Origin of the sequence: Pseudomonas sp. FP2254, assembly GCF_030687695.1 — a bacterium.
In the GTDB taxonomy this organism is placed as follows: Bacteria; Pseudomonadota; Gammaproteobacteria; order Pseudomonadales; family Pseudomonadaceae; genus Aquipseudomonas; species Aquipseudomonas quebecensis.
The window spans coordinates 3,661,007-3,682,011 of record NZ_CP117444.1; the positions used below are offsets into that span (position 1 = coordinate 3,661,007).

General features: G+C 61.1%; 23 protein-coding genes, 1 pseudogene and 1 riboswitch. Of the genes and pseudogenes, 14 read left to right on the plus strand and 10 right to left on the minus strand.

Going from position 1 to position 21,005, the window contains the following annotated elements; translation table 11 throughout:
- Positions 1–53: 53 nt before the first annotated feature.
- Complete coding sequence (locus tag PSH94_RS16805) at positions 54–1,262, plus strand: MFS transporter (RefSeq protein WP_305435377.1); 1,209 nt, start codon at positions 54–56, stop codon at positions 1,260–1,262.
- A 3-nt stretch (positions 1,263–1,265) separates the two neighbouring features.
- Here the strand turns inward: PSH94_RS16805 and PSH94_RS16810 are convergent, their stop codons facing one another.
- Both PSH94_RS16810 and PSH94_RS16815 read right to left on the minus strand, forming a co-directional pair.
- The gene (locus PSH94_RS16810) at positions 1,266–1,571 is read right to left on the minus strand and encodes a protealysin inhibitor emfourin (RefSeq protein WP_181081503.1); all 306 of its coding nucleotides are present in this window, start codon (positions 1,569–1,571) and stop codon (positions 1,266–1,268) included.
- Between the two features lie 28 nt (positions 1,572–1,599).
- Complete coding sequence (locus PSH94_RS16815) at positions 1,600–2,661, minus strand: M4 family metallopeptidase (RefSeq protein ID WP_181081502.1); 1,062 nt, start codon at positions 2,659–2,661, stop codon at positions 1,600–1,602.
- A 133-nt stretch (positions 2,662–2,794) separates the two neighbouring features.
- On the opposite strand from PSH94_RS16815, the gene PSH94_RS16820 reads away from it, so the two are divergent.
- The 4 genes from PSH94_RS16820 to PSH94_RS16835 all read left to right on the plus strand — a co-directional run bounded on the left by PSH94_RS16820 (position 2,795) and on the right by PSH94_RS16835 (position 6,857).
- Entirely contained in the window at positions 2,795–3,724 is a 930-nt protein-coding gene (locus PSH94_RS16820) for a DNA/RNA non-specific endonuclease (RefSeq protein WP_305435378.1), read from the plus strand.
- Positions 3,725–3,760: 36 nt separating this feature from the next.
- A riboswitch (cobalamin riboswitch) is annotated at positions 3,761–3,955 on the plus strand.
- Between the two features lie 117 nt (positions 3,956–4,072).
- Entirely contained in the window at positions 4,073–5,083 is a 1,011-nt protein-coding gene (locus PSH94_RS16825; RefSeq protein ID WP_253508568.1) for an ABC transporter substrate-binding protein, read from the plus strand.
- An 8-nt stretch (positions 5,084–5,091) separates the two neighbouring features.
- A complete protein-coding gene (locus tag PSH94_RS16830; protein WP_285428596.1) occupies positions 5,092–6,096 on the plus strand; it encodes an iron ABC transporter permease in 1,005 nt (334 codons plus the stop codon).
- Entirely contained in the window at positions 6,093–6,857 is a 765-nt protein-coding gene (locus PSH94_RS16835; protein WP_181081499.1) for an ABC transporter ATP-binding protein, read from the plus strand. Before PSH94_RS16830 ends, PSH94_RS16835 begins: the two co-directional genes overlap by 4 nt.
- A gap of 515 nt (positions 6,858–7,372) precedes the next feature.
- Here the strand turns inward: PSH94_RS16835 and PSH94_RS16840 are convergent.
- Together PSH94_RS16840 and PSH94_RS16845 are read right to left on the minus strand one after the other, a co-directional pair.
- Positions 7,373–8,317, minus strand: a complete 945-nt coding sequence (locus PSH94_RS16840; protein WP_305435380.1) for an alpha/beta hydrolase — start codon at positions 8,315–8,317, stop codon at positions 7,373–7,375.
- The gene (locus PSH94_RS16845; RefSeq protein WP_034099216.1) at positions 8,317–8,757 is read right to left on the minus strand and encodes a TspO/MBR family protein; all 441 of its coding nucleotides are present in this window, start codon (positions 8,755–8,757) and stop codon (positions 8,317–8,319) included. The genes PSH94_RS16840 and PSH94_RS16845 overlap by 1 nt, the downstream gene beginning before the upstream one ends.
- Before the next feature lie 186 nt (positions 8,758–8,943).
- Between PSH94_RS16845 and chrA the strand changes: the two genes are divergently transcribed.
- Positions 8,944–10,143, plus strand: a complete 1,200-nt coding sequence (chrA, locus tag PSH94_RS16850) for a chromate efflux transporter (RefSeq protein ID WP_305435382.1) — start codon at positions 8,944–8,946, stop codon at positions 10,141–10,143.
- Here the strand turns inward: chrA and PSH94_RS16855 are convergent.
- Positions 10,132–10,704, minus strand: a complete 573-nt coding sequence (locus tag PSH94_RS16855) for a nucleotidyltransferase family protein (protein ID WP_253508578.1) — start codon at positions 10,702–10,704, stop codon at positions 10,132–10,134. The genes chrA and PSH94_RS16855 overlap by 12 nt on opposite strands.
- Positions 10,705–10,837: 133 nt before the next feature.
- Here PSH94_RS16855 and PSH94_RS16860 point away from each other — a divergent pair, with 133 nt between their 5' ends.
- Together PSH94_RS16860 and PSH94_RS16865 are read left to right on the plus strand one after the other, a co-directional pair.
- Entirely contained in the window at positions 10,838–11,440 is a 603-nt protein-coding gene (locus PSH94_RS16860; RefSeq protein WP_253508580.1) for a hypothetical protein, read from the plus strand.
- A 359-nt stretch (positions 11,441–11,799) separates the two neighbouring features.
- Positions 11,800–12,039 carry a DUF6124 family protein gene (locus PSH94_RS16865; RefSeq protein WP_285428591.1) on the plus strand — a complete coding sequence of 80 codons (240 nt, stop codon included), beginning with the start codon at positions 11,800–11,802 and terminating at the stop codon, positions 12,037–12,039.
- Here PSH94_RS16865 and PSH94_RS16870 read toward each other — a convergent pair.
- Complete coding sequence (locus PSH94_RS16870) at positions 12,036–12,269, minus strand: hypothetical protein (RefSeq protein ID WP_034099224.1); 234 nt, start codon at positions 12,267–12,269, stop codon at positions 12,036–12,038. The genes PSH94_RS16865 and PSH94_RS16870 overlap by 4 nt on opposite strands.
- A gap of 132 nt (positions 12,270–12,401) precedes the next feature.
- On the minus strand, positions 12,402–12,701 hold the full coding sequence (locus PSH94_RS16875) for a hypothetical protein (protein WP_094066784.1): 300 nt from the start codon (positions 12,699–12,701) through the stop codon (positions 12,402–12,404).
- Positions 12,702–13,138: 437 nt separating this feature from the next.
- On the opposite strand from PSH94_RS16875, the gene PSH94_RS16880 reads away from it, so the two are divergent.
- The 6 genes and pseudogenes from PSH94_RS16880 to PSH94_RS16905 all read left to right on the plus strand — a co-directional run bounded on the left by PSH94_RS16880 (position 13,139) and on the right by PSH94_RS16905 (position 18,495).
- The gene (locus tag PSH94_RS16880; RefSeq protein WP_305435386.1) at positions 13,139–13,591 is read left to right on the plus strand and encodes a hypothetical protein; all 453 of its coding nucleotides are present in this window, start codon (positions 13,139–13,141) and stop codon (positions 13,589–13,591) included.
- Between the two features lie 127 nt (positions 13,592–13,718).
- Complete coding sequence (locus PSH94_RS16885) at positions 13,719–14,279, plus strand: Crp/Fnr family transcriptional regulator (protein WP_181081491.1); 561 nt, start codon at positions 13,719–13,721, stop codon at positions 14,277–14,279.
- Between the two features lie 169 nt (positions 14,280–14,448).
- The gene (locus PSH94_RS16890) at positions 14,449–15,384 is read left to right on the plus strand and encodes an SDR family NAD(P)-dependent oxidoreductase (protein WP_181081490.1); all 936 of its coding nucleotides are present in this window, start codon (positions 14,449–14,451) and stop codon (positions 15,382–15,384) included.
- A 563-nt stretch (positions 15,385–15,947) separates the two neighbouring features.
- A pseudogene (locus PSH94_RS16895) lies at positions 15,948–16,082 on the plus strand (GNAT family N-acetyltransferase); the annotation flags it as partial.
- A 185-nt stretch (positions 16,083–16,267) separates the two neighbouring features.
- A complete protein-coding gene (locus PSH94_RS16900) occupies positions 16,268–17,320 on the plus strand; it encodes a DUF1176 domain-containing protein (RefSeq protein WP_305435389.1) in 1,053 nt (350 codons plus the stop codon).
- A 305-nt stretch (positions 17,321–17,625) separates the two neighbouring features.
- Positions 17,626–18,495 carry a GyrI-like domain-containing protein gene (locus PSH94_RS16905; protein ID WP_305435391.1) on the plus strand — a complete coding sequence of 290 codons (870 nt, stop codon included), beginning with the start codon at positions 17,626–17,628 and terminating at the stop codon, positions 18,493–18,495.
- An 8-nt stretch (positions 18,496–18,503) separates the two neighbouring features.
- On the opposite strand, the gene PSH94_RS16910 is transcribed toward PSH94_RS16905, so the two are convergent.
- Genes PSH94_RS16910 through PSH94_RS16920 form a run of 3 tightly spaced genes read right to left on the minus strand, consistent with a single transcriptional unit; the run spans position 18,504 to position 20,966 of the window.
- On the minus strand, positions 18,504–19,169 hold the full coding sequence (locus tag PSH94_RS16910; RefSeq protein ID WP_305435393.1) for a hypothetical protein: 666 nt from the start codon (positions 19,167–19,169) through the stop codon (positions 18,504–18,506).
- 3 nt (positions 19,170–19,172) lie between these two features.
- A complete protein-coding gene (locus PSH94_RS16915; protein ID WP_305435395.1) occupies positions 19,173–20,534 on the minus strand; it encodes a M48 family metallopeptidase in 1,362 nt (453 codons plus the stop codon).
- 3 nt (positions 20,535–20,537) lie between these two features.
- Positions 20,538–20,966 (minus strand): hypothetical protein, encoded by a 429-nt coding sequence (locus PSH94_RS16920; protein WP_305437739.1) that lies wholly within the window; start codon positions 20,964–20,966, stop codon positions 20,538–20,540.
- Positions 20,967–21,005 lie beyond the last annotated feature (39 nt).

The following is a 21,005-nucleotide window of genomic DNA, read 5'->3' on the forward strand; positions in this document are numbered from 1 at the left end:
GAACCACGCTCCACAGTAATCTCTGGTGGGTTAACCCAACGCTTGAGGCCAGGATGCTGACCACACTGAAAAACTACCCCCGTACCGTTAACCTGCTGCTCTGCGCCGCCCTGGTGCTGACATTGGCCCGTGCGATTACCCTGCCCTATCTGGTTATCTATCTGTCGCGCCAATTTGCGCTGAGCGTCGCCCATATCGGCCTGGTGATCGGCAGTACGTTGATCGTCGGCTCGCTGCTGAGCCTTTATGGCGGTTTCCTGGTGGACAGAGCGCGCGGCTACCGATTGATCCTGGGGTGTTGCGCAGTGTTTACCGCAGGTTTTCTGGGCGCATATGGGGCGCGCGACCTTTGGGTGTTCTACCTGTGCCTGGTCTCGATCAACCTGGCGTATGCCGTCATCGACATCGCGGTGAAATCCGGATTCGGCAGGCTGCTGCCCGTCGCCGAGCGCAGCGAAGCGTTTTCGATCAAATACACCCTGACCAATATCGGTTATGCCGTCGGGCCTTTTCTGGGTGCCGGCCTGGCAACCCTGGCTATCAGCCTGCCCTTCCTTGCGTCGGCCGGGCTGGGGGCGGGGTTCCTGGTGATGTACTACGTAGCGGGCGACCGAACCCTGGCGCCGGCTTCGGCCAGCCAGCCGACCGCGCCGTTCCTTGCAGTGGGCAAGCTGCTGTTGAGTGACTACCGGCTGGTGTGCTTTACCCTGGGCGGCCTGCTCAGCGCCGTGGTGTTCGGGCAATTCACCGCGTATCTGTCGCAATACCTGGTGGTCACCACCACCGCCGAAGCAACGTACCGGATTATCAGTAGCGTGGTGGCTACCAATGCGTTGATGGTGATCAGCCTGCAGTATGTGATCGGCAAGCGTATTTCCCACCGGCACCTGAACCTCTGGCTCATGGCGGGGCTCGGCCTGTTCCTGGCAGGGCTGGCGGGGTTTGGCCTGTCCACCAGCCTGGTGGGGTGGGTGGCCGCGATGGCAATTTTCACCCTGGGTGAAATCATCGTGTTTCCGGTCGAATACATGTTCATCGACAACATCGCGCCCGAGCCGCTGCGCGGCATGTACTACGGCGCGCAGAACCTGAGCAATGTCGGCGCGGCATTGGGGCCGGTGTTGTGCGGGATCGTGCTGGCCACACAGCCCGCCCACTCTATGTTCTACATGCTGGCGCTGTTCGTGATCGCCGGCGGTGCGTTATACCTCTTCGGCGCCTCGCTGGCCGCGCGTGCGCGAACGCCCGCATGGCCAACGTGAGCGTCAGCAACGGGTATGCCGACGCACGCACTGCACCAGCCCGTCCAGCTCCCGCGACTTCACCGGCGCCAGTACGCAGACCGTGTGCTCGCGCTCGCCTTCGGACACCGTCAGGGTGTAGTGCACCTGCCCGGGGTTGCCGGGAGGCGGTGTGCTGCTTTGCGGCAACTGGAAAAACTTCGATGCTTCCACCAGTTGGCGCAACTCCTGCTGGTCCGGCTCGGGCAGTGAGTCCAGTTCCACCGTGCGGGGCTTGGCCAGTCCGGGAAAAAACGCCGGCCCACCGTTTTCCTTGATCGAAATGTGCATCGCTGTTCCTCACCGCCCAGGCGGTTTGTCAGACATTAATGCCGACCGCTTTCCAGCCTTCCTTGACTGCTTTGTGCTCCTCCTTGTTCTCGCCGTACAGTCGGGCGGCAACATCATAAGTAATACGCGCAAAGCGCAGGAACCCGGAATTGGGTCGCAGTCGCGCATCGCGCAACGCGTCGTACCAGATGCGCCCCGCGCGTTCCCAGGCAAACCCGCCAATCCGGGTGGCGACTTGATAGAACGCATGATTGGGGATACCGGAGTTGATATGCACGCCCCCGTTATCGTCGTAGGTTTGCACAAAGTCGTCCATATGCCCCGGTTGCGGGTCCTTGCCCAGCAGTTTGTCGTCAAATGCAGTGCCGGGGGCCTTCATCGAACGCAGGGCCGTGCCTTTGATTTTGCTGGTAAACAACCCCTGGCCGATCAACCAGTCGGCGTCTTCTGCCTTTTGCTTCAACGCGTACTGTTTGATCAACGAACCAAACACGTCCGACAGCGACTCGTTCAACGCACCGGATTGATTGAAGTACATCAACTTGGCTTCATCTTCGGTGACACCATGGGCCAGCTCATGACCAATCACATCGAGCGCCACGGTGAAGCGGTTGAACAACTGCTGGTCGCCATCGCCAAATACCATCTGGGCCGAATTCCAGAATGCGTTGTTGTAATCCTTGCCAAAGTGAACCGTGGCGTCCAGGGCCATGCCGGCGTCATCGATGGAATTGCGGTCGAATACCTCATCGAAAAAATCGAAGGTGGCGCCCAGGCCGTCGTAGGCTTCGTCCACGGCCGCATCGCCACTGGCGGGCTGCCCTTCGCCTCGGACCAGCTTGCCCGGCAGGCTATCGGAGCCTTCGGCGGTGTAGATCGACCGCCTTTTACCCGCGCCCATGGCCAGCGCCATGTGCGCCGGGCCTTTGGCAGGCACTGCAAGCATGCGCAGCGAACGGAATGTGCTGTCCTTGGCACGCGTGCGCAGGGCATTTTCCCGTTGCGCTTTATCGCCGTGGCGTGCGATCTGGTCGAGCATGTACGGCGGGATCAGGCAGAAAATCGGATTGCGGCTAGGGTGAACACACATAGGCTTGCTCCATAAGGCGTGTGGTGAATATCCGGTTGACCGTTCCAGCATAGCCTTGCGGACACTGCCTGGCCCAAATTGTCATGAATCTGTGTTGCAGTAGTATTTACCCAAGGCCCGCAAGGAATCGCTCATGCCCGCACGTAAAGCCACAATCGACCTGTCACACCGCCCACGCCTCGCCGACCTGCGCCCACTGGTCGCGCCCGGCCCGAGCCTCCTTGAGGCCAGGGCCGCGACCGCGCGTGTCACCGCCGCCAAAGACTTCAAGGACCGTCGCGGTTATGCCGAGGACTTTCTCAGCAGCTTCGCGGTGCCGTGGCCCACGGTCGACGATTCAATCGCCGACGACGTGCAGCCCGGGCGCCTGGACTACACGCATTTTTCGATCACCCTGTCGCGCTCGCGGCGACTGGCACTTTATGTGGGCGTCAATATCGACGGCGAACACCATGTGGATATCGTGCGCAGCAACGATACCTGGGCCTACGATGGCCGCCTGCCGATCGCCGCGCAGATCGGCGAAGACCTTTATGCCGGCAACGGCCTGGACCGTGGCCACCTGGTGCGGCGCCAGGACCCCAATTGGGGCGACGAGGCGAACACGGCCAATTTCGACACCTTCCATTTCACCAACTGCTCACCGCAAATGAGCGGCTTCAACCAGAAGACCTGGCTGGAACTGGAGGACTACATCCTGGACAACACCCAGCGCTGGAAAGCCCGGGCGACAGTATTCACCGGCCCGTTGTTCGCCGACGACGACCGCGTCTACCGTGGCGTTAAAATCCCCAAGGCCTTCTGGAAAGTGGTGGCCTATCTGGGCGACGACGGCAAGCCTTCCGCCAGCGCCTACATGATCGACCAAAGCCGTGAGCTGGGGCAGCTCGATCTGGTGTTCGGCCCACTGCGCACCTACCGACGCAGTGTGATCCAGATCGAACAACTGACCGGTATCCGCTTCGCCAACCTGGCCGACTATGACGGTTTCAGCAACGAAGAGCGCGCCACCGGCACGCGAATCGAGACGTTGATCCGCGGCCCGCAGGACATTCGTCTGTGACCGGGCGCTCTTCGGGCTATATCGCCTCGCCCTGATCGACTACCATACCGCGCCGGTTCCCGAACGGGACTAATAGGGAATCCGAAGCGCGGTACACCCGCGCCAATCGGAACTGCCCCCGCAACTGTAGGTGCCGAGCCTGCTCCCCACTGCCACTGGACGCGTCCGGGAAGGCTGGAGCGTGGCGATGACGCATCAGTCAGGAGACCTGCCGGCCCAGCAAGATCACTAACCGGCGGGGTGTCCGGGAAGGACCTCCTTGCCCGGCCCTTGGCGCCGGTGTTCAAGGGCGTGTTTCCATGAGCGTACCTCCCCCGTTGCACGTACGGTCCACACGGAGAACGCCCCATGCTGCCACGCGCTACCGCCCTGCTCGCCGGCTTCGGCCTGGCCACCCTGGCTCACGCCGCGCCCACTCACTACCCGCTGACGGTGCAGAACTGCGGCAGCACGCTGACCTTTGCCCAGGCGCCCGCGCGCAGCGTGACCATCGGCCAGACCGCCACCGAGATGCTTTACACCCTCGGTGTGGGCGACAAGGTGGTCGGCACGTCGCTGTGGTTCAACCCGGTGCTGCCGCAGTTCAAGGCGCAGAACGACACCATCGAGCGCCTGGCCAATAACGAACCGAGCTTCGAGGCGGTGATCGCCAAGCGTCCGCAACTGGTGGCCGCCGAGCTGGAATGGGTGGTCGGCCCCCAGGGCGTGGTGGGCACCCGCGAACAGTTTCATGAGCTGAACATCCCGACTTACCTGCTGCCCTCCGACTGCGAAGGCAAGGACAACCTGGTGGGCGCTGACGGCACGCGGCTGGAGCCGTTTCGCATCGACACCATTTACAAAAGCATCAGCCAATTGGCGGCCATCTTCGACGTCCAAGACCGTGGCCAGCAACTGAACGACAGCCTCAAGGCGCGCCTGGCCAAGGCCGTCGCCACGGCCCAGGGCAAGGGCCTCAAGCAGGCCAGCGCGCTGGTGTGGTTCTCCAGTTCCGAGATGGCCAGCGACCCGTACGTGGCCGGGCACAAGGGCGTGCCCGAGTTCATGCTGCAAACCTTGGGCCTGCGCAACGTGGTGCAGTCCGACGAAGAGTGGCCCGCCGTCGGCTGGGAAACCATCGCCAAGGCCAACCCGACCTTTCTGGTGATCGCCCGCATGGACCGCCGTCGCTACCCCGCCGACGACCATGAAAAGAAACTCGCTTTCCTGCGCAGCGACCCGGTCACGCGCAACATGGACGCGGTCAAACATAACCGCATTATCATCCTCGACGCCCTGGCCTTGCAGGCCAGCGTACGCACCTTCGATGGCCTGGAACAGCTGGCCGGCGCCATCGACGGCTACGACCTGCCGCAATGACTGCCAGCCTGCTGCGCACCCTCCTCGCCCTGGCGCTGCTGCTCGCTGCGGTACTCGCCGGGGTAGCCATCGGCGAAACCGCCATCGAACCCCAGGTGGTGTTGCAGGTGCTCGCCAACAAACTGTGGCACGCCGGTTATGTGCTCGACCCCATTGATGAAGGCGTGGTGTGGAACTACCGCCTGACCCGCGCCCTGGTCGCCGCCGCCTGTGGTGCGGGGCTGGCCACGTGCGGGGTGATCCTGCAATCGCTGCTGCGTAATCCGTTGGCCGACCCGTACTTGCTGGGCATCAGCGCCGGCGCCTCGACCGGCGCGGTGCTGGTGGCGCTGATGGGCGTGGGCGGTGGACTGGTGTCGCTCTCGGCCGGCGCATTCGTCGGCGCGATGGCGGCATTTGCCCTGGTGATTCTGCTTGCGCGCGCCAGCGGTTCGTCCAGCGGCACCGGCCAGATCATCCTCGCGGGCATTGCCGGCTCGCAGCTGTTCAATGCCCTTACCGCGTACCTGATCACCAAATCGGCCAGTTCCGAACAGGCGCGCGGCATTCTGTTCTGGCTGCTGGGCAACCTCAGCGGCGTGCGCTGGCCGTCGGTGTGGCTGGCGGTGCCGGTCGCGCTGCTGGGGTTGGCGGTGTGCCTGTGGCATCGTCGCGCGCTGGATGCGTTCACCTTCGGCAGCGACTCGGCGGCGTCCCTGGGCATCCCGGTGCGGCGGGTGCAGATCGTGCTGGTGGGCTGCGCGGCGCTGGTCACGGCGGTGATGGTGTCGATTGTGGGTTCCATCGGCTTTGTCGGCCTGGTGATCCCCCACGCCGTGCGCCTGCTGCTCGGCACCGGACACTCGCGCCTGCTGCCAGCCAGTGCGTTGGGCGGCGCGTTGTTTCTGATCGCCGCCGATGTGCTGTCGCGCACCTTGATCAAAGGCCAGGTGATTCCGGTCGGCGTGGTCACGGCGCTGGTGGGTGCGCCGGTGTTTGCGCTGATCCTGGTCGGCCGGAGGAACGCGCGATGACGGTGTTGAGCTGCACGGCGCTGGGCTTCAAGGTGCGTGACGCCGAGCTGCTGCGCGGGATCGATCTGCAGGTGGCTTTGGGTGAAACCCTGGGCATCGTCGGCCCGAACGGCTCCGGCAAGTCCACCCTGCTCAAATTGCTCGCCGGCCTGCGCACGCCGTCCAGGGGCGAAGTACGCTTGGGCGAACAGCGCCTGGGCGACCTGTCGCGCCGCGCCATCGCCCAGCAACTGGCGGTGGTGGAACAGCAGGCCGACACCGACGACGCCATTCGCGTGTTCGACGCCGTGGCCCTGGGCCGCACGCCCTGGCTGTCGGCGCTGAGCCCGTGGGCCGCCGAGGACGACGCCATCGTGCGCCAGGCCCTCGTCGACGTGGACGCCACCCACCTGAGCCAGCGCGCCTGGCGCAGCCTGTCCGGCGGCGAACGCCAACGCGTACACATCGCCCGCGCCCTGGCGCAACGGCCCCGGATCCTGCTGCTGGACGAACCGACCAATCACCTGGACATCCAGCACCAACTGGCGATCCTCAAAGGCGTGCAAGCGCTGCCGGTGACCACCCTGATCGCCCTGCATGACCTCAACCAGGCCCTGACCTGCGACCGCCTCGCCGTGCTGGATCGCGGGCGCCTGGTGGCGCTGGGCAAACCGCTGGAGGTGCTCACCCCGCAACGCCTGCAAGACACCTTTGGCGTGCAGGCGCACTACCTGACCGACCCGGTCGATGGGGCGCAGATACTGCGGTTGCGGTCCAACTGATAAGACAGCCAGGGCGTGGAGCGGATTCTGGAGGTTGCTCTATATGGTTGGTGGATAGGCTTGTTGTGGTGAGCGGGCTTGTCGAATCGTCGCACCGCCCGCGCTGGGCTGCGAAGCGGCCCCAAACCCAGGCACCTCGGAGTGTCAGATGAAACCACATTGTCTGGAGTGGGGCCGCTTCGCAGCCCAGCGCAGGACAAGCCTGCTCACCACAAAAAACCGCTCATCACATCACGTCGACGTGGGGCGGATTCTGGGGATTGCTCTATATGGTTGGTGGATAGGCTTGTTGTGGTGAGCGGGCTTGTCGAATCGTCGCACCGCCCGCGCTGGGCTGCGGAGCGGCCCCAAACCCAGGCACCTCGGCGTGTCAGATGAAACCACATTGTCTGGAGTGGGGCTGCTTCGCAGCCCAACGCAGGACAAGCCTGCTCACCACAAAAAACCGCTCATCACATCACGTCGACTCACCACGAAAAGAGTCGTCAGGCCCACTATCGATGTGATGCGCGGTGTTAGAGCGAAGAATGTTCCCTAGTGAGGCAACCGCTGATCCACTGTCGGCTATACCCCAATACCGCATCCGCCATGCCCACCGGAAAGTGAATAAACCCGTGGGCCGATTCAGGCAGCAAGTGCGCCTGCGCCTGCGGCCAGCGTTCGGCGAGCAACCGCGTGTCGTCCAGCAGCGGGTCCAGCTCGCCGACGAACATCAAGGCCGGCGGCATTCCCTCCACATCACCGTACAAAGGCGATAAAGGTGGCTGCCGACGCTGGTCATCGCTCAGCCCCGGCGTCAGCAGGCGCAAGGCGTCCACCATCCCTGGCCCGTCCAGCAGCAACGTATCGGGGCCTGCCGCCCGCACGCTGGGGCTGCCGGTGAGGTCGTACACGCCGTAATACAGCACCGCGCCGCTGATCCGTTCGAGCAGCGCCGGCCATTGTTTCAATGCAAGCAGCGTCGCGGCCGCCAGGTGCCCGCCGGCCGATTCCCCGACGACAATCACCGGCAACCCGGCAAACTCCGGCTCACCGAGCAGCCAACGCACGGCGGCCAGGCAGTCCTGCATCAAGCCCTGGACCGGTGTGTCGACCGCCAACCGATAGTCCACCGACACCACGGTCACGTCGCAGGCGCGCACCATGCCCAGGTTGAGGTCGTCGTCCATTTGCGCATTGCCGATCACCCAGCCGCCACCGTGAATATCCAGTACCACGCCTTTGGGCGGGCCGCTGGGACGCAGGATGCGCACCGGCACCTGCATGCCGTCCTGGCGGATCAAGCGGGTTTCAGCGGCTGGGCCTTTCTTGATTTTCTGGCTGATGCGCAACAACGTCTGCAACACGCGCGGCGTGACGCGATTGCGGATCTTGAAGCGCGGCATCCACCCCAGTTTCTGATTGAAGCGGCGCATCTGGGCCAGTTCGGTCGCACTGGCGGGCCATGGCTGCAGGGCCATCAGCGGTTATTACGCAGGATCGAAAAATTCAACGCCGCCGCTACACACAGCCACGCCAGGTACGGGAACAGCATCAAGCCGGTGAGCAGGTCCAGGCGCACGGCCAGCACCACCATCGCGGCGACAGTAAGCCAGAGCAGCACGATAATCACCATGCCCGCCAACAGCCGGTGGGCACCGAAAAACACCGGGGTCCACAAGGTATTCAAGGCAATCTGCGCCGCCCACAGCGCCAATACCATCTGGCTGCCGGGGATCAGGCTCAAGCGATAACCGGCCCAGGCCAGCAGCAGATAGATGATCGTCCACGCCACCGGAAACAACCAATTGGGCGGTGTGAAGCTCGGTTTAACCAGAGAGTCGTACCATGCGCCGGGCTTGAAAATAATGCCGGTACTGGCGGCGGCGGCGCAGGCGAGCAGGAAGATAAAGAAGGTCATCGTCGGTCCTTGGCTGAGGTCAGCGGGGCGAGTGGAAAGAAAACCAAGCGGTCTGCATGCTTCAAATGACTCAAGCAGGCGCGCATAAATTCAATGCGGGTCGGAAATTCGCGTCGGATCCCTCGCTTTCAGCCGTCATTAAAATTGGTTACCGTGCCTTCACTCCACCCGCCCGAGAGACCAATCTTGACCGACCCCATCAGCGATCGACACAGCAGCCCCTGGGCGGTGTTCCTGATTTTCCTGCGCCTGGGGCTCACCTCGTTCGGCGGCCCTATTGCGCACCTGGGGTATTTTCGCGAGGAGTTCGTGACCCGGCGACGCTGGCTGAGCGAGCGCAACTATGCCGAACTGGTCGCCCTGTGCCAGTTCCTGCCCGGCCCGGCCAGCAGCCAGGTCGGCATCGCCCTGGGCCTGACCCGCGCCGGTTACGGCGGCGCGGCGGCGGCGTGGGCCGGGTTTACATTACCGTCAGCGTTGCTGCTGATCCTGTTTGCCTTGGGCTTGGCCCACTACGGTACGGCCGTGCCCGCCGGTGTGCTGCATGGCCTCAAGGTGGTCGCGGTGGCGGTGGTCGCCCAAGCCGTGTGGGGCATGGCGCGCAACCTGTGCCGGGGCGCGGCGCGGCTGCTGCTGATGCTGCTCGCGGCCGCAGCAGTACTGTGGCAACCCTCGGCGTGGGCGCAGGTGGGCGTGATTGCCGCCGCTGGATTGGCCGGTCTGGTGCTATTCAAACCTGCACTGGCCACTGAACCCGACGCACTGCCCATCCCCCTCAGCCGACGCGCCGGGGCCTTGTGGTTACTGCTGTTTGCCGTGCTGCTGGTGGGCCTGCCGGCGCTGGCGCATGGGCTGCCCCATCACAGCCTGGCGCTGGTGGACGCCTTCTACCGCAGCGGCGCCTTGGTGTTCGGCGGCGGTCATGTGGTGCTGCCGTTGTTGCAAGCTGAAGTGGTGGCGCCGCAATGGCTGAGCAATGACGTCTTCCTCGCCGGCTACGGTGCCGCACAAGCCGTGCCGGGGCCGCTCTTCACCTTCGCGGCCTTCCTGGGTGCCTCAATGAACCAAGCCCCCAGCGGCTGGCTGGGCGGCGTGGTGTGCCTGCTGGCGATCTTCGCGCCATCTTTCTTGCTGATCTTCGGCGCCCTGCCCTTCTGGCAAAGCCTGCGCCACAGCCCACGCACCCAGGCCGCGTTGGCGGGGGTCAACGCGGCGGTGGTTGGCCTGTTGCTGGCGGCGCTGTACCACCCGGTGTGGACCAGCGCGATCTTCAACCTGTACGACGTCGCCCTGGCAGTCCTCGCGCTCGTCGCACTGATGGTCTGCAAACTGCCGCCGTGGCTGGTGGTGGCTGGCTGCGCCGCCTTGGGTGGCCTACTCGGCTGAACCGGGCGCGACGATCCTGAGCCAGGGCCAGCGCGCCTGATAACTGAGGGCCTTTTGCGCAAACAACGCGGGTTCCGAGTGCAGCGGGTTGATGCGCAGTACGCCCTCGGCCACATCCTGCAACCCGTAAGGTGCATACAACTCACCCGTCGCCACCTCCAAAGCGATGCAGGTGCCGGCCACCAGGTAACGATCCACGCCGTCGCGGGCCGAATGCAACTGGGGGTAAGGTCGACCAAAACGTTGGCCATACCACAGGTGAACCCGCGCCTGATTCCTGACCTCGACATTCACCCCCAAGTCCTTGAACAACGCCTGCGCCGCGCGAATCACCGCGTCCTCAGCTTCGTAGGACAGGTCTGGGTCGAAGTAAAAAACGTCGTAGTCCTTCACCCCCTGATCGGCCGGTCGATTCGCCTGATGGTTCCACACCGCCTGGAACAGGCAGCCCGCCGTGAGCATGCACTGCGCCACACCCAGGTCGGGTAGGCGTGCAGTGATTTCTGCATTGAGGGGGTTGGCCATGGCCAGGGAGATAAACGTGTCGACGGTCAATGTCATGGGCGCTCCTGCGGACGACGGTGCTTATTCAGGCGAAGGCGGCCACAATAATGCACCGCTGTAAATGGCGGAAACATTTACTCAACGTGACAGTCTCAGTGCCGACCCGCCCTCAATCGTCAAGGATAAAACGATGCGACTCAACGCCATGGCCCTCGCCGCCAGCGCCCTGCTGCTCACCGCCTGCAGCGACAGCCCGTCCGACACGGACATTCAAACGGCGCTCCAACCCCAGCTGCAAGGCCCTGCCTGCGTCAGCGCGCCAATGTTCAAAAGCTTCCCGGTCACCTTGAGCGAAGGCTTCAGCGCCGCCGTTTCCAGCGGCAACGCACCGGCGTTCGACGCCCTGGTCGACGCCGGCCTATTGGCCAAAAGCGACAAAACCTACAGCCTCACCGAAGCCGGTCGCACGGCCTACACCGAACAAGCACCGGGCTTCTGCTATTCCAAAGGCTACGAAATCGCCAAGATCAAGGACATCAGCCCCAACCCTGACCCGATGGGCGCCGCTGTGGACAAATCCTGGGTGGTCACCCTAGACATCCGCCAGATGCCCGTGGCCGCCTGGGCCAAAACCCCGGCCCTGGCAAAACTCACGCGCCACCCGGAAAACCTTTCCGAAGCGCCCAAGACCTACCATGTGACGGTCGGCCGCGTGAAAGGTGAACAGGGCCTCAAGCTGATCGACCCCAGGTTTTCCATCATGCGCGGTGTCAGCGTCAGCCAGGGGTTCTGATCGGAGCATGTGGACGGTGTTGGCGAAAATCGTCTGAAGGCAAAATCCGAATACCCTGCGACGCCTTGCTCCCTTGCCTACGCCTGCGTCAGAATCCGCCGGCTTGTGCGCTGGGGTGGCCGTCTCTAAGGTTGCCCGGTCGCTGAATTTCTCAGAGATCGGGTTTAGTAGCCTGAGTTGGGTATTGAAAAGTGCATGAACTTCATCATTTAGACATTGCGTCTGAACTTGATGGTGGCTGTGCGTAGGGCGCCTCCGGGCGCGCCGGCTTTAGATATCCACCGGTCTACTAACCTGCGTACAGCTGCCACCCATCGTTTAGTAGCGACAAGGTGACGGCATCATTCGGGATATCTTGTATGTACAAAGTCACGCCAGATTCACCCCATCTTTTTAGCGTCACCCCCGACGCCAGCACCGAAAGCCTCATCACCAACAGCTACGAAACCTTCACCAGCGTCAGCACACTGCTGCTCGACCTGTCCGAAGACCTCAGCGGCAAACACCGCGACATCGCCCTGGCCATCCACCAACTGAGCGAACTCGGCGTACTGCTCACCGCCCGCCTCCTCGACCGCGAAGCGCCCTGCTCGGCTTAACCTTTCAGCTCATCCGCCCGATGGCTCGCCGCGTCGTCGTAAGCCACATACAACGACTCGGCGACCTGGCTCTTGATCGCTTTGCTGGCTTCCAGCCCAAGCACAAACCCTTCGGCTTTACCCCCGGCGCGGTTGAGTTCTTCATGGGTGGCGGCGCCGGTAATGGCATCAAGAAGCTTGGCGGCCTGCGGGCCGACGCCTTTGGGGAGAGAAATGTGCTCGATGGACATTGCGGTACCTATTGAGGAAAAGAACGGTAGCGCGTGGAACCACTGCCGGGGCGTGCATGGTAGACCGATTGCAGGCGTGATGGGCCGGTTTCGGCCATGACCGGCCCGCCCACTTGCTCAGCGGCAGCGCGATTACTGATAAGTGTCCGCCTCTTGCGCCGGATAAAACTCGCCCTCCTTGCCCATCTTTACCAGCCGTTCGCGCACGATCACCTCAACACGGGCCACCGCAGCCTGATCGTCAGGATCGACCAGTTGCAAGCACAGGCGCCGAACATTCTGATCGTGGGTTCCCTCACTGAGCATCTCGTGGGTGAACACTTGCTCGCCACGCCATAGACACAGCTGCGTATGCGTGTCGCCGAGCCAGATCTCGTTGACCGATCTGAGGTCAGTGGTCGCCAGTTGGTCCACGGTGATTGTCTTATCCATTACGCCGTACCTTACCGATGAATAGGTACAGGTAGACTGAAAGGCACAGCGGGTCGTTCCACGCATCGGCGGGTCGACCGGACCTATGGTGTTGAACTGCGGTCTGGTTCAGGGTTGAACGGGCAGCAATTGCAGGGGGCGAGGAAGAAGAGTCCAGGGTGAACCAACACTGACTTGATAGGTTGACTCACAAAGGACCGTATGCAGATAAAGCTCTTTGTGACGGGCAGTAATCGTCCAGATGCAGACCGTGGACAGGCTATTACTGCATCAGTAATGATGCGTCTATCACTGCCGCGCTTTTACGTTTAATCTCGCGATTAGAAAATCAATTTTCAGGACAATCAAGAGGTCACGTGTCGCTATGGAAAGTTACACCACATGCATTCAGCAAAACCGCGGCAGTAGTGTCGACTAATAAATAATCAGGAGCAATCATGAAAATTGTTATAGCACTCACACTTTTATTATTTACATTAGCAGGATGCGCTACAGCTGTGAGCCAATCGCCACAGCAAGCTGCACAATCTGCGGCAATTTTGTTTGAGCAACAAAAATTCAATTTAATCTGGATTCCCGCAGCTAATAACGCTATCTCTGGAGCGATGGCTTCCGCCCTTATCGGAAGTGCAGGTCTAGACTCTCCGATTGTTTCAAGCATCCACCAAATAATTGCCCCTGCAAGCGAAGCTGACGTTCGTGTCGCCATCTCAGGAGTTAATAGTTCTTTTGCAGCTAACTCAGCTATTTCGGCTTTAAATAATACATCAACTATGCTTCCTAAATTACAACTTGCATTCATCGGTTCTAAATCAGACTCCGAGGCCGTTCGCTCGGCAGTTGAAGCTAAAGGCGGTAAATTCTTACACTCCACACCAAATGGCTCCTAAATAGCGACGAACGACGCTGGCCTGACCGGCGTCAGTCGACCTACAGCTATCGGTCGTGACAGGCAGAAATCGGCCAGAAGCGGCCTGTCGACACCGGCGCCCCCATTCCTTGTGCGGTACTGCGTTCATGCAACTAGACACTGTCCTAGGCGACTTCTTCCTAACGTACGGCAAACACCTCCACATAGAGGCCAACCATGCCCTATTACGGTCGGGAGACTTCGCTAAAAACCTCTACCTCATCAAAGCTGGTGCAGTGCGGATCTGCGTGCGCGACGCAGAAGGAACGGATACCAGCGTCCAATTCTTTTTTGAGGGCGAGGTCGTAAGCTCTCTGGAGAGTCTGGTTAGCGGCTGTCCAAGCGAGTTGGAAATTATCACGATGGAAGCGTGCCACCTGTGCGTGCTAGACCGGGACACCGTTCTGGCGCACACCCTTTCGAAACCAATCTTGCAGACTCAGTTGCTGGCACTCACGCAGTTGCGACTGGTCGACTACATCAAGCTCTACACCAGTGCCATCTCGCAAACCCCTACAGAACGATATCTGGGCATGCTCTCCACTCAGCCAGATCGATTGGCAAGAATTCCCATGCACGTGCTTGCAGGTTATTTGGGGGTGACCCCAGTTCACTTGAGCCGAATTCGGCGAAAGCTGAAAGCGAGCGCAGACAAAACCGGCATCTGAACATATGTAAATGACAACATAACGCCAGAGAAGCACGATTGGCCTTCACCACTGCTCTGACCAATCTGCGGCAGCTAACGGGCTGATGTTTCGACATAGCCCGCTGCCCTTGGTTACCACAGTAGCGATGAGACTTTTCAAGCATCCATCCACTTCTGGAGGTATCTCGATGGCATTGAATTTACTGGCTGTACTGCAGATTTCCGGCGCAGCATTTCTGACTTGGGCATTAGTCAAGCTAGCACGCTGGCTTTGGATCTACCTCTGGCTACCAGCGCGATTCAACGGCGAATCTTTAGCCAAACGCTACGGTAAAGGAAGCTGGGCATTCATCACTGGTGCCAGCGACGGTTTGGGTAAAGCTTTCGCCCGCGAGTTAGCCCACTGCGGCTTTAACCTGATCTTGGCAGCACGTACCCAGTCCAAACTTGATCGCCTCCAGAGCGAGTTGCAGGAGTTGGGGGTTCAAGTTAGAACTGTCGCGCTTGACCTGTCGGATTCGGCGCCACACACCTATCAAGCCCTGGCCGCCGCCGCAGAGGATGTTGATCTCTCGGTGCTGATCAACTGTGTAGGCACCACAGTACATCGGCGTTATGCGGATGTGCCGACTGCAACTCTACGCCGTTTGCTGGCTGTGAATGTCAGTACCACCGCTATCGTGACCCATACGTTGCTGCCTGGACTTCTCAGGCACAGCTCCTCGACAGGAAGACGTGCGGCGCTTCTGAACGTAGGCTCCATTGTGGGACGCTTTTATTGGCCGGGTACGCAGATCTATGGAGCCTGCAAGGCTTTCGTTGATCATCTCACTGTTCCGCTGGCATTTGAGTATTCAGATCAACTCGACGTTTTGTCCTTTCAGCCCACCGTCATGGCGACAGCTATGGCAGCAGGCACAGAACCAGCTGCCATTACCATTCCAGCAGAATTGGCTGCCAGCGCAGCGCTGTCTCATTTAGGCCACACACTCTCATCTCATGGCCACTGGCGACACGGTCTAATGGCAGCCCTTGTCACTATCCTTCCCGCCCGTGTACGAAATGCAGTGCTGCTCAGCGGAGCGTTGGAGATGGGGAGAGTTGAAATGGCCAAGGGCGAATAGGCCCTAGGCATCGAGCGTCCCCTTTGCTTGCTTCTCGACAATGCACCCCAGACCCCAACAGCAGCTTTATGGCGGTAGCTGCTCTTCGCTAAGGGCAGCTATGGGGTCGATTTTTGCCGGTCACCACGGTCAGAAAGCGGTCAGAACCAGGCGACTCGCGCTGGCTTTTTTGCCGCATCAGTCACTGCTGTAAACCAGATGAGGGTAGTTACCGTCCTCGCCTTTCACCCATCGAAACGCAAGAAATCTGGTCATTGCTATCCAAGTAATACATCCCTTCCAAGAAGCCGACCATCGGCGTGAGCCCGAGTAATGGTTCAGACTCAAATGTGATAGGGAAAGAAATCCGTTTCGCTTCATCTGAGGCTTCATCCCAGGATGGGTTTAACAATTCCTGCCCAGAACGAAACAACTGTGCCGTCATTGAGGAACAGCGTGGGTTGTCGATGGTTAATATGTTCAACCAGACTCCAGTGCACGTATCCCAGATAGCCAGTGCCATCGGCACCGAAAAACTCGGCTCGCACGATCATCGCCAAGCCTACTTCCTCGACACAAGGTCGATTAAAGTAAGTGCCCTCAAAGAAAGCGCCTCGAATCGTTTTTATACCCGATATGGTTTCCAGTTCGTCCAAAGCAGTGAGTTCGACAATTATTATGTCCGCCACAATCTTACGGTGAGCGGCCCAGCGTGTTAGTGGGTTGAAGGCAGAGTCGGTGGCAGATCCCATTGTTTAAATGTGGTCGCACCCCGTTTGCATGCTTCTACTTGCAGCGCCGGTTGTTCAATGCGGCGATTCTGTTGTGACTGACGGCCATTCAATAGGTATCAGCAAAAAACTCTGTCTTAATAGGCGCTTACTTGTACAGAGGCGTCTGTCTGATGATACGTAGCATTTTCACATTCCTTTTGGCGGCAGGCATTGGCTGCGTTCATGCTGCCGAGAAAGTCCCGTTGGCGCGTGACATCAAGGACTGGATTATCGGCTGCGATAACACACGAACATGCACGGCGATCAGTGCCGTGCAGGAGCGCGATGACACGGGCTTTTCAACGTTCAGCATACGAGTCACACGTGAAGCCGGCCCGCAAGGCGCCTTGCATGTCGGGGTGTTCAGCTATACAGAAACCCGTGGACAGCCAACACTTGATGACAAACCGCTGAAGTCTCAATTTGAACGTGGCGAACTGAAAGAAGGCGATACCCCCGAGGTTTATGCACTCAACGGTTCGTCAGCCCAAGCCCTGATCACAGAGTTGCGCAATGGGAACTACCTGGTGCTGCCGGTCAAGGAGGGCAAATCGTACGCATCGCTAAGCGGGATGAGTGCGGCGCTGTTGCTGATGGACTCGGTTCAGGGGCGGGTCGGCACGCAGGACGCATTGATTTCCAAGGGCCCGGCGCCCGCTAGCAGCGTGCCGTCAGCCCCTGCCGCTCCGATAGCGCCAATTTGGCAGGCACCTGCCGCGCTAACTGCGGACAAAGCAAAACAGATCGCGGATGCCGTGGTCGTTGCTACGCGCAAGGACTGGCAAGAAGATCTGAATGAAGACATCACGCCAAAAGCCAACGCCTACGCCTTGAGTTCAGATCAAGCACTAGTGATCATCGAAGCCGGCTGTGGGGGCTACAACTGCTTCTACAGTATTTACCAAGCGCCCTTGGACCACCCAGAGCAGGCGCGTGCAGCGCTGATCGCCGAAGTGCCAAACCTGCCGGAACGAGAGCCCCAGGGCTTCGTAGAGTTTGATCCGGCCACGGGTGTACTTAGCAGTCAGGAAAGAGCGATGAGGATGGGCGGTTGTGGTACTACGCTGCGCTGGCGTTACGACGGTAGCGGTTTCACGCTCACGCATGCGGCTGAAATGATCCCTTGCATGGGGCTGGATCAGGCTTATTGGCCTGTGCTGTGGCGTAGCCAGGGAAGTCGCTGATACTGCGAATATCCCCCAAAGGAGGCCGCTTGGCGGTGATGTGCCGATATCTGCCAGCTACCAGATACACGGGCATTATTCAGGAAGCGAACAAGCGTGCTTAAGACTATGGGGGCAGACCACTAATAGCCCAGCGCAGGGCAAGCCTGCTCACCACAAAAACCTGGTGTTCTCAGGTTATGTTTTCACCGAACGCGTTGTGTAGAGCCTCTTACCCCAATCTCACCTTGAGCAAACCCGGCTAGGCACGCGCGCCCCGCTATAGTCGACTCTATCGCCGACCGCCCTTCCAGGAGTTTCTCCCAGTGTCCGAAACGCCGACCCAACTCGCCTACACCAAGCGCTTCAACGCCGTCCTCGCCTACATCCAGGCCAATCTCGAAGGGGACCTGTCGGTGAATACGTTGAGCCGGGTGGCGAATTTTTCGGCGTTTCACTTCCATCGACAGTTCACCGCGTTTGTCGGCGTGCCGGTGTCGCGTTATGTGCAACTGATGCGCCTGCGTCGTGCGGCCCATAGCCTGGCGACCGCTGCCGATTATTCGGTGCTGGAGGCCGCGCTCAGTGCCGGTTTCGATAGCCCGGAGGCATTCAGCCGGGCGTTCCGGCGGGCGTTCGGTATGGCGCCGAGTGCGTTCAGGAAGGTGCCGAACTGGCAGACCTGGAATGCTGTGTTCGCTATCCCTCACTTTTCCAGGACGATCATCATGCAATTACGCATTGTAGAATTCCCCGAAACCCAGGTGGCCGCGCTTGAGCATTGCGGGCCCGCCGGGCTGGTCAATCAGACGACCAGCCGATTTATCGAATGGCGCAAGCAGAGCGGCCAGTCGCCGGTGGCGTCGAGCCGCACGTTTGGCATTCCGTATAACAACCCCGATACCACCGCGCCGGAGGCGTTTCGCTTCGCCGTTTGTGGCGAGATTGACGCGGCGGTGGCACCAAACGAGTTTGGCGTACATGCGCGCGTCATTCCTGCCGGGCGCTGCGTGGTGGTGCGGCATGTGGGCTCGCCGGATCATATCGGCGAAACCATCTATCCGATTTACCGCGATTGGCTGCCTGCCAGCGGCGAGGAGCTTCGCGACCACCCGCTGTTCTTCCATTACCTGAGCGTCTACCCCGAGACGCCGCAGGATCAATGGCAGACCGATGTGTATGTGCCGCTGCGCTAGCGGACCGATTAAGCCCGCTGGGCCTCCTGGCGCAACGCATCGAGGTGACGTTGCGCATGGGCGGCCTGGCAATAGCCGTTGAGGATCTCTGCGATCTGGTCGCAGTCCAGGGTGCGGCCGTCCTGCATCAGGCCGGCGGACTGGATGCGGATCTGCGGCTGGGGCTTTTTCAGGGCCAGGGCCTGGTTGCCGAACAGCTGTCGCGCGGAGCGATGAACAGGCAGGGGCGCATCCGCACGCAAAATCAGTTTCTGTACCGTCAGCCAGCCCTCCTCACTGATGGAAACATCGACAATGTCCACCAGGTCCACCGGCGCGCTCAGGGTGTCCACAAACAACTGGCGGCGGGTCAGGCGCATAAATGCGTGTTGCCCGGCGTTGCGGTGCTGCCACGTCAACAACACAAACAACACCGCCATCACTGCGGCACACACGCCCAGGCCGGTGGAACCCCGGTGCAGCGCGAACCCCAGCAAGCCCAGGGAAACCAGCAAAAACAACGGGCCGCGTATCTTGTACCGGCGCGAGTTGGTGAATTCGGTCTGCTCGGGCACGCGCTGGATAACCTGCTCGAGTTCGGCGACCGCACGCTCGCGCTGAGCGTCGCGGGAATCGGCGTATTCCTGGCTGAGTGTGCTGGCCAGATCCGACAGCGGATCGGAGGGTTGGGTCATGGGTCATTCTCCTTGGGCGATGGATAGTGGCGGTGATAAGGGCTGCGCGGCAGGCGCGGACGACGCCTGGGTGAGCTGGCTGAACCAGTGGCGGTCGTGTTCGGTGGGCACGCGCGTGGCCTCGGCCAGCAGGGCGTCATCCAGCACCACGCCCAGTTGCTGCAGGCGCAGCACTGTCGGCGGGTGCGTATCGAAAGGGTGCGCAATGGCATGGTCCAGCGCCGCTTCGTTCAAGCGCAGCGGTGTGCGACGCAGGTGGTCGGCCAGGGCCTGGATCAGGTTGGGGTGACGCTCGCTGAGCAGCGTGTTGATTTCGGCGTCCAGCGCGATAACCCGTAGCAGCGCCTGGCAGAACAACCGCTCGCCACCGATGTTGCCGCCCACCCGATCCGCCACCAGTTCCTGGGCGCGGCCCCAGTGGTGCACTGCCAGTTGAAAGTGGTGCAGGAAACGCTGCGTCATCCAGATCGCCGGGCGCTCGATCCACGCCGGGTCGGCATCCCCCGCACTGATAAACGAAAAGTGCACGCACATCAGGCTGAAATGCGCGCCGATTTCGCTGCCGCGCTCGGTGTCGCGACTGCTGAAATGCCCCAGCTCATGGCCGATGATCGACGCCGTCTCGGCCTGGCTCAGGGTTGAGAGGTAGGTCAGCGGCAGGTAAAGAGTACGCCCGGTGAGCAGATCACCGGCCGGTTGCAGCGCCACATCGACACTGGTGACAAAAAACGATTGGTCGATGCCCACCACGATATGGTCGGGCACCGGTGCGCCGGCGGTATGGGCCAGTTGCTCGATCCAGCCCCACAAGGCCGGGGCCTTGTCGCGACCCATGGCTTGCCCCAGAAACGCCGAGGACGGCCGGTCCAGGGCGTGCCATTGCCGGCGCAACCGCTCGATCAGCAGGCACCCGACCCACAGCACCGCAATCACCGGCACCGCCACCAACAGCATGAACCAGCCGCCGGCCTTGAAGTGGCTCCAGCCCCAGCTCAATTCATATAGCAGGCTTACCGCCAGCGCGCCGACCAACAGCCCGGTGTAGGCCACCAACCACTGCCCCAGGGCACGCCAGCAGAGGAACAGGCGGTCGTAGAGAAAGTCCCTGGATTGCCGCGCGCGCCAGGCGTCCAGCCGCAGCTTCAGCCACGTCGCAGGCCCTGCCACCAACGCGGCGAGGGCCAGCCAATACGCCAACCCGGCCAGAGCCTGACGCACGCGGAGCCAGGCGTAGTCGCTGCCGATACCCTGCGCCTCGCGCAGCACTTCATCGGCGCGCCAGCTCTGCACACTGGCCCACCCCATCAGGGCCAGCGGCAGCAGCAGCATCGTCAGCGCCCATGACCACCGTCCGAATCGGCTCATTGCTCAATTGGCCTGCAGGTAGTCAGTCAGGAACGCCTGCGCATTGCCTTGGCTGGACAGGAATTCGTCATAGCCGACGTTCAACTCTTGAGCTTCGCCGGGCAAGTACAGCTCGCCCCAGCCCTGTTGCAGCACCAGCACCACAAACTTCTGGCCGTCCACGGTGGTGGAATAGCGGGTGTCCTTACCGGTCTTTTCCACGGCCATTTTCTGGATCTTCATGTTCCAGTCGTGGTCTACGCCCTCCACCTGCACCAGCGCCTGATTGTCGCTGCGTGCACCGATGCGCAGGGTCCAGACCTTCACACCGCCCTCGCCAGCGTAGGCCAGCACTTTTTCCGCGACTTCCGGGCGATTGTCAGCGTGGGCGATCCCCGCGAACACGGCCAGCACCAAGCCCAACAGGGCCGCCCATTTGCGATAAATCAACATCATCGGCTTCCTCGACAGTTCAAAGCCGACCATTGAAAT

Coding starts and splice junctions, on each gene's coding strand:
- PSH94_RS16805 (WP_305435377.1), top strand. CDS start 54: ATGCTGACCACACTGAAAAACTACCCCCGTACCGTTAACCTGCTGCTC.
- PSH94_RS16810 (WP_181081503.1), bottom strand. CDS start 1,571: ATGCACATTTCGATCAAGGAAAACGGTGGGCCGGCGTTTTTTCCCGGA.
- PSH94_RS16815 (WP_181081502.1), bottom strand. CDS start 2,661: ATGTGTGTTCACCCTAGCCGCAATCCGATTTTCTGCCTGATCCCGCCG.
- PSH94_RS16820 (WP_305435378.1), top strand. CDS start 2,795: ATGCCCGCACGTAAAGCCACAATCGACCTGTCACACCGCCCACGCCTC.
- PSH94_RS16825 (WP_253508568.1), top strand. CDS start 4,073: ATGCTGCCACGCGCTACCGCCCTGCTCGCCGGCTTCGGCCTGGCCACC.
- PSH94_RS16835 (WP_181081499.1), top strand. CDS start 6,093: ATGACGGTGTTGAGCTGCACGGCGCTGGGCTTCAAGGTGCGTGACGCC.
- PSH94_RS16840 (WP_305435380.1), bottom strand. CDS start 8,317: ATGGCCCTGCAGCCATGGCCCGCCAGTGCGACCGAACTGGCCCAGATG.
- PSH94_RS16845 (WP_034099216.1), bottom strand. CDS start 8,757: ATGACCTTCTTTATCTTCCTGCTCGCCTGCGCCGCCGCCGCCAGTACC.
- PSH94_RS16855 (WP_253508578.1), bottom strand. CDS start 10,704: ATGACATTGACCGTCGACACGTTTATCTCCCTGGCCATGGCCAACCCC.
- PSH94_RS16860 (WP_253508580.1), top strand. CDS start 10,838: ATGCGACTCAACGCCATGGCCCTCGCCGCCAGCGCCCTGCTGCTCACC.
- PSH94_RS16865 (WP_285428591.1), top strand. CDS start 11,800: ATGTACAAAGTCACGCCAGATTCACCCCATCTTTTTAGCGTCACCCCC.
- PSH94_RS16870 (WP_034099224.1), bottom strand. CDS start 12,269: ATGTCCATCGAGCACATTTCTCTCCCCAAAGGCGTCGGCCCGCAGGCC.
- PSH94_RS16875 (WP_094066784.1), bottom strand. CDS start 12,701: ATGGATAAGACAATCACCGTGGACCAACTGGCGACCACTGACCTCAGA.
- PSH94_RS16880 (WP_305435386.1), top strand. CDS start 13,139: ATGAAAATTGTTATAGCACTCACACTTTTATTATTTACATTAGCAGGA.
- PSH94_RS16885 (WP_181081491.1), top strand. CDS start 13,719: ATGCAACTAGACACTGTCCTAGGCGACTTCTTCCTAACGTACGGCAAA.
- PSH94_RS16890 (WP_181081490.1), top strand. CDS start 14,449: ATGGCATTGAATTTACTGGCTGTACTGCAGATTTCCGGCGCAGCATTT.
- PSH94_RS16900 (WP_305435389.1), top strand. CDS start 16,268: ATGATACGTAGCATTTTCACATTCCTTTTGGCGGCAGGCATTGGCTGC.
- PSH94_RS16910 (WP_305435393.1), bottom strand. CDS start 19,169: ATGACCCAACCCTCCGATCCGCTGTCGGATCTGGCCAGCACACTCAGC.
- PSH94_RS16915 (WP_305435395.1), bottom strand. CDS start 20,534: ATGAGCCGATTCGGACGGTGGTCATGGGCGCTGACGATGCTGCTGCTG.
- PSH94_RS16920 (WP_305437739.1), bottom strand. CDS start 20,966: ATGTTGATTTATCGCAAATGGGCGGCCCTGTTGGGCTTGGTGCTGGCC.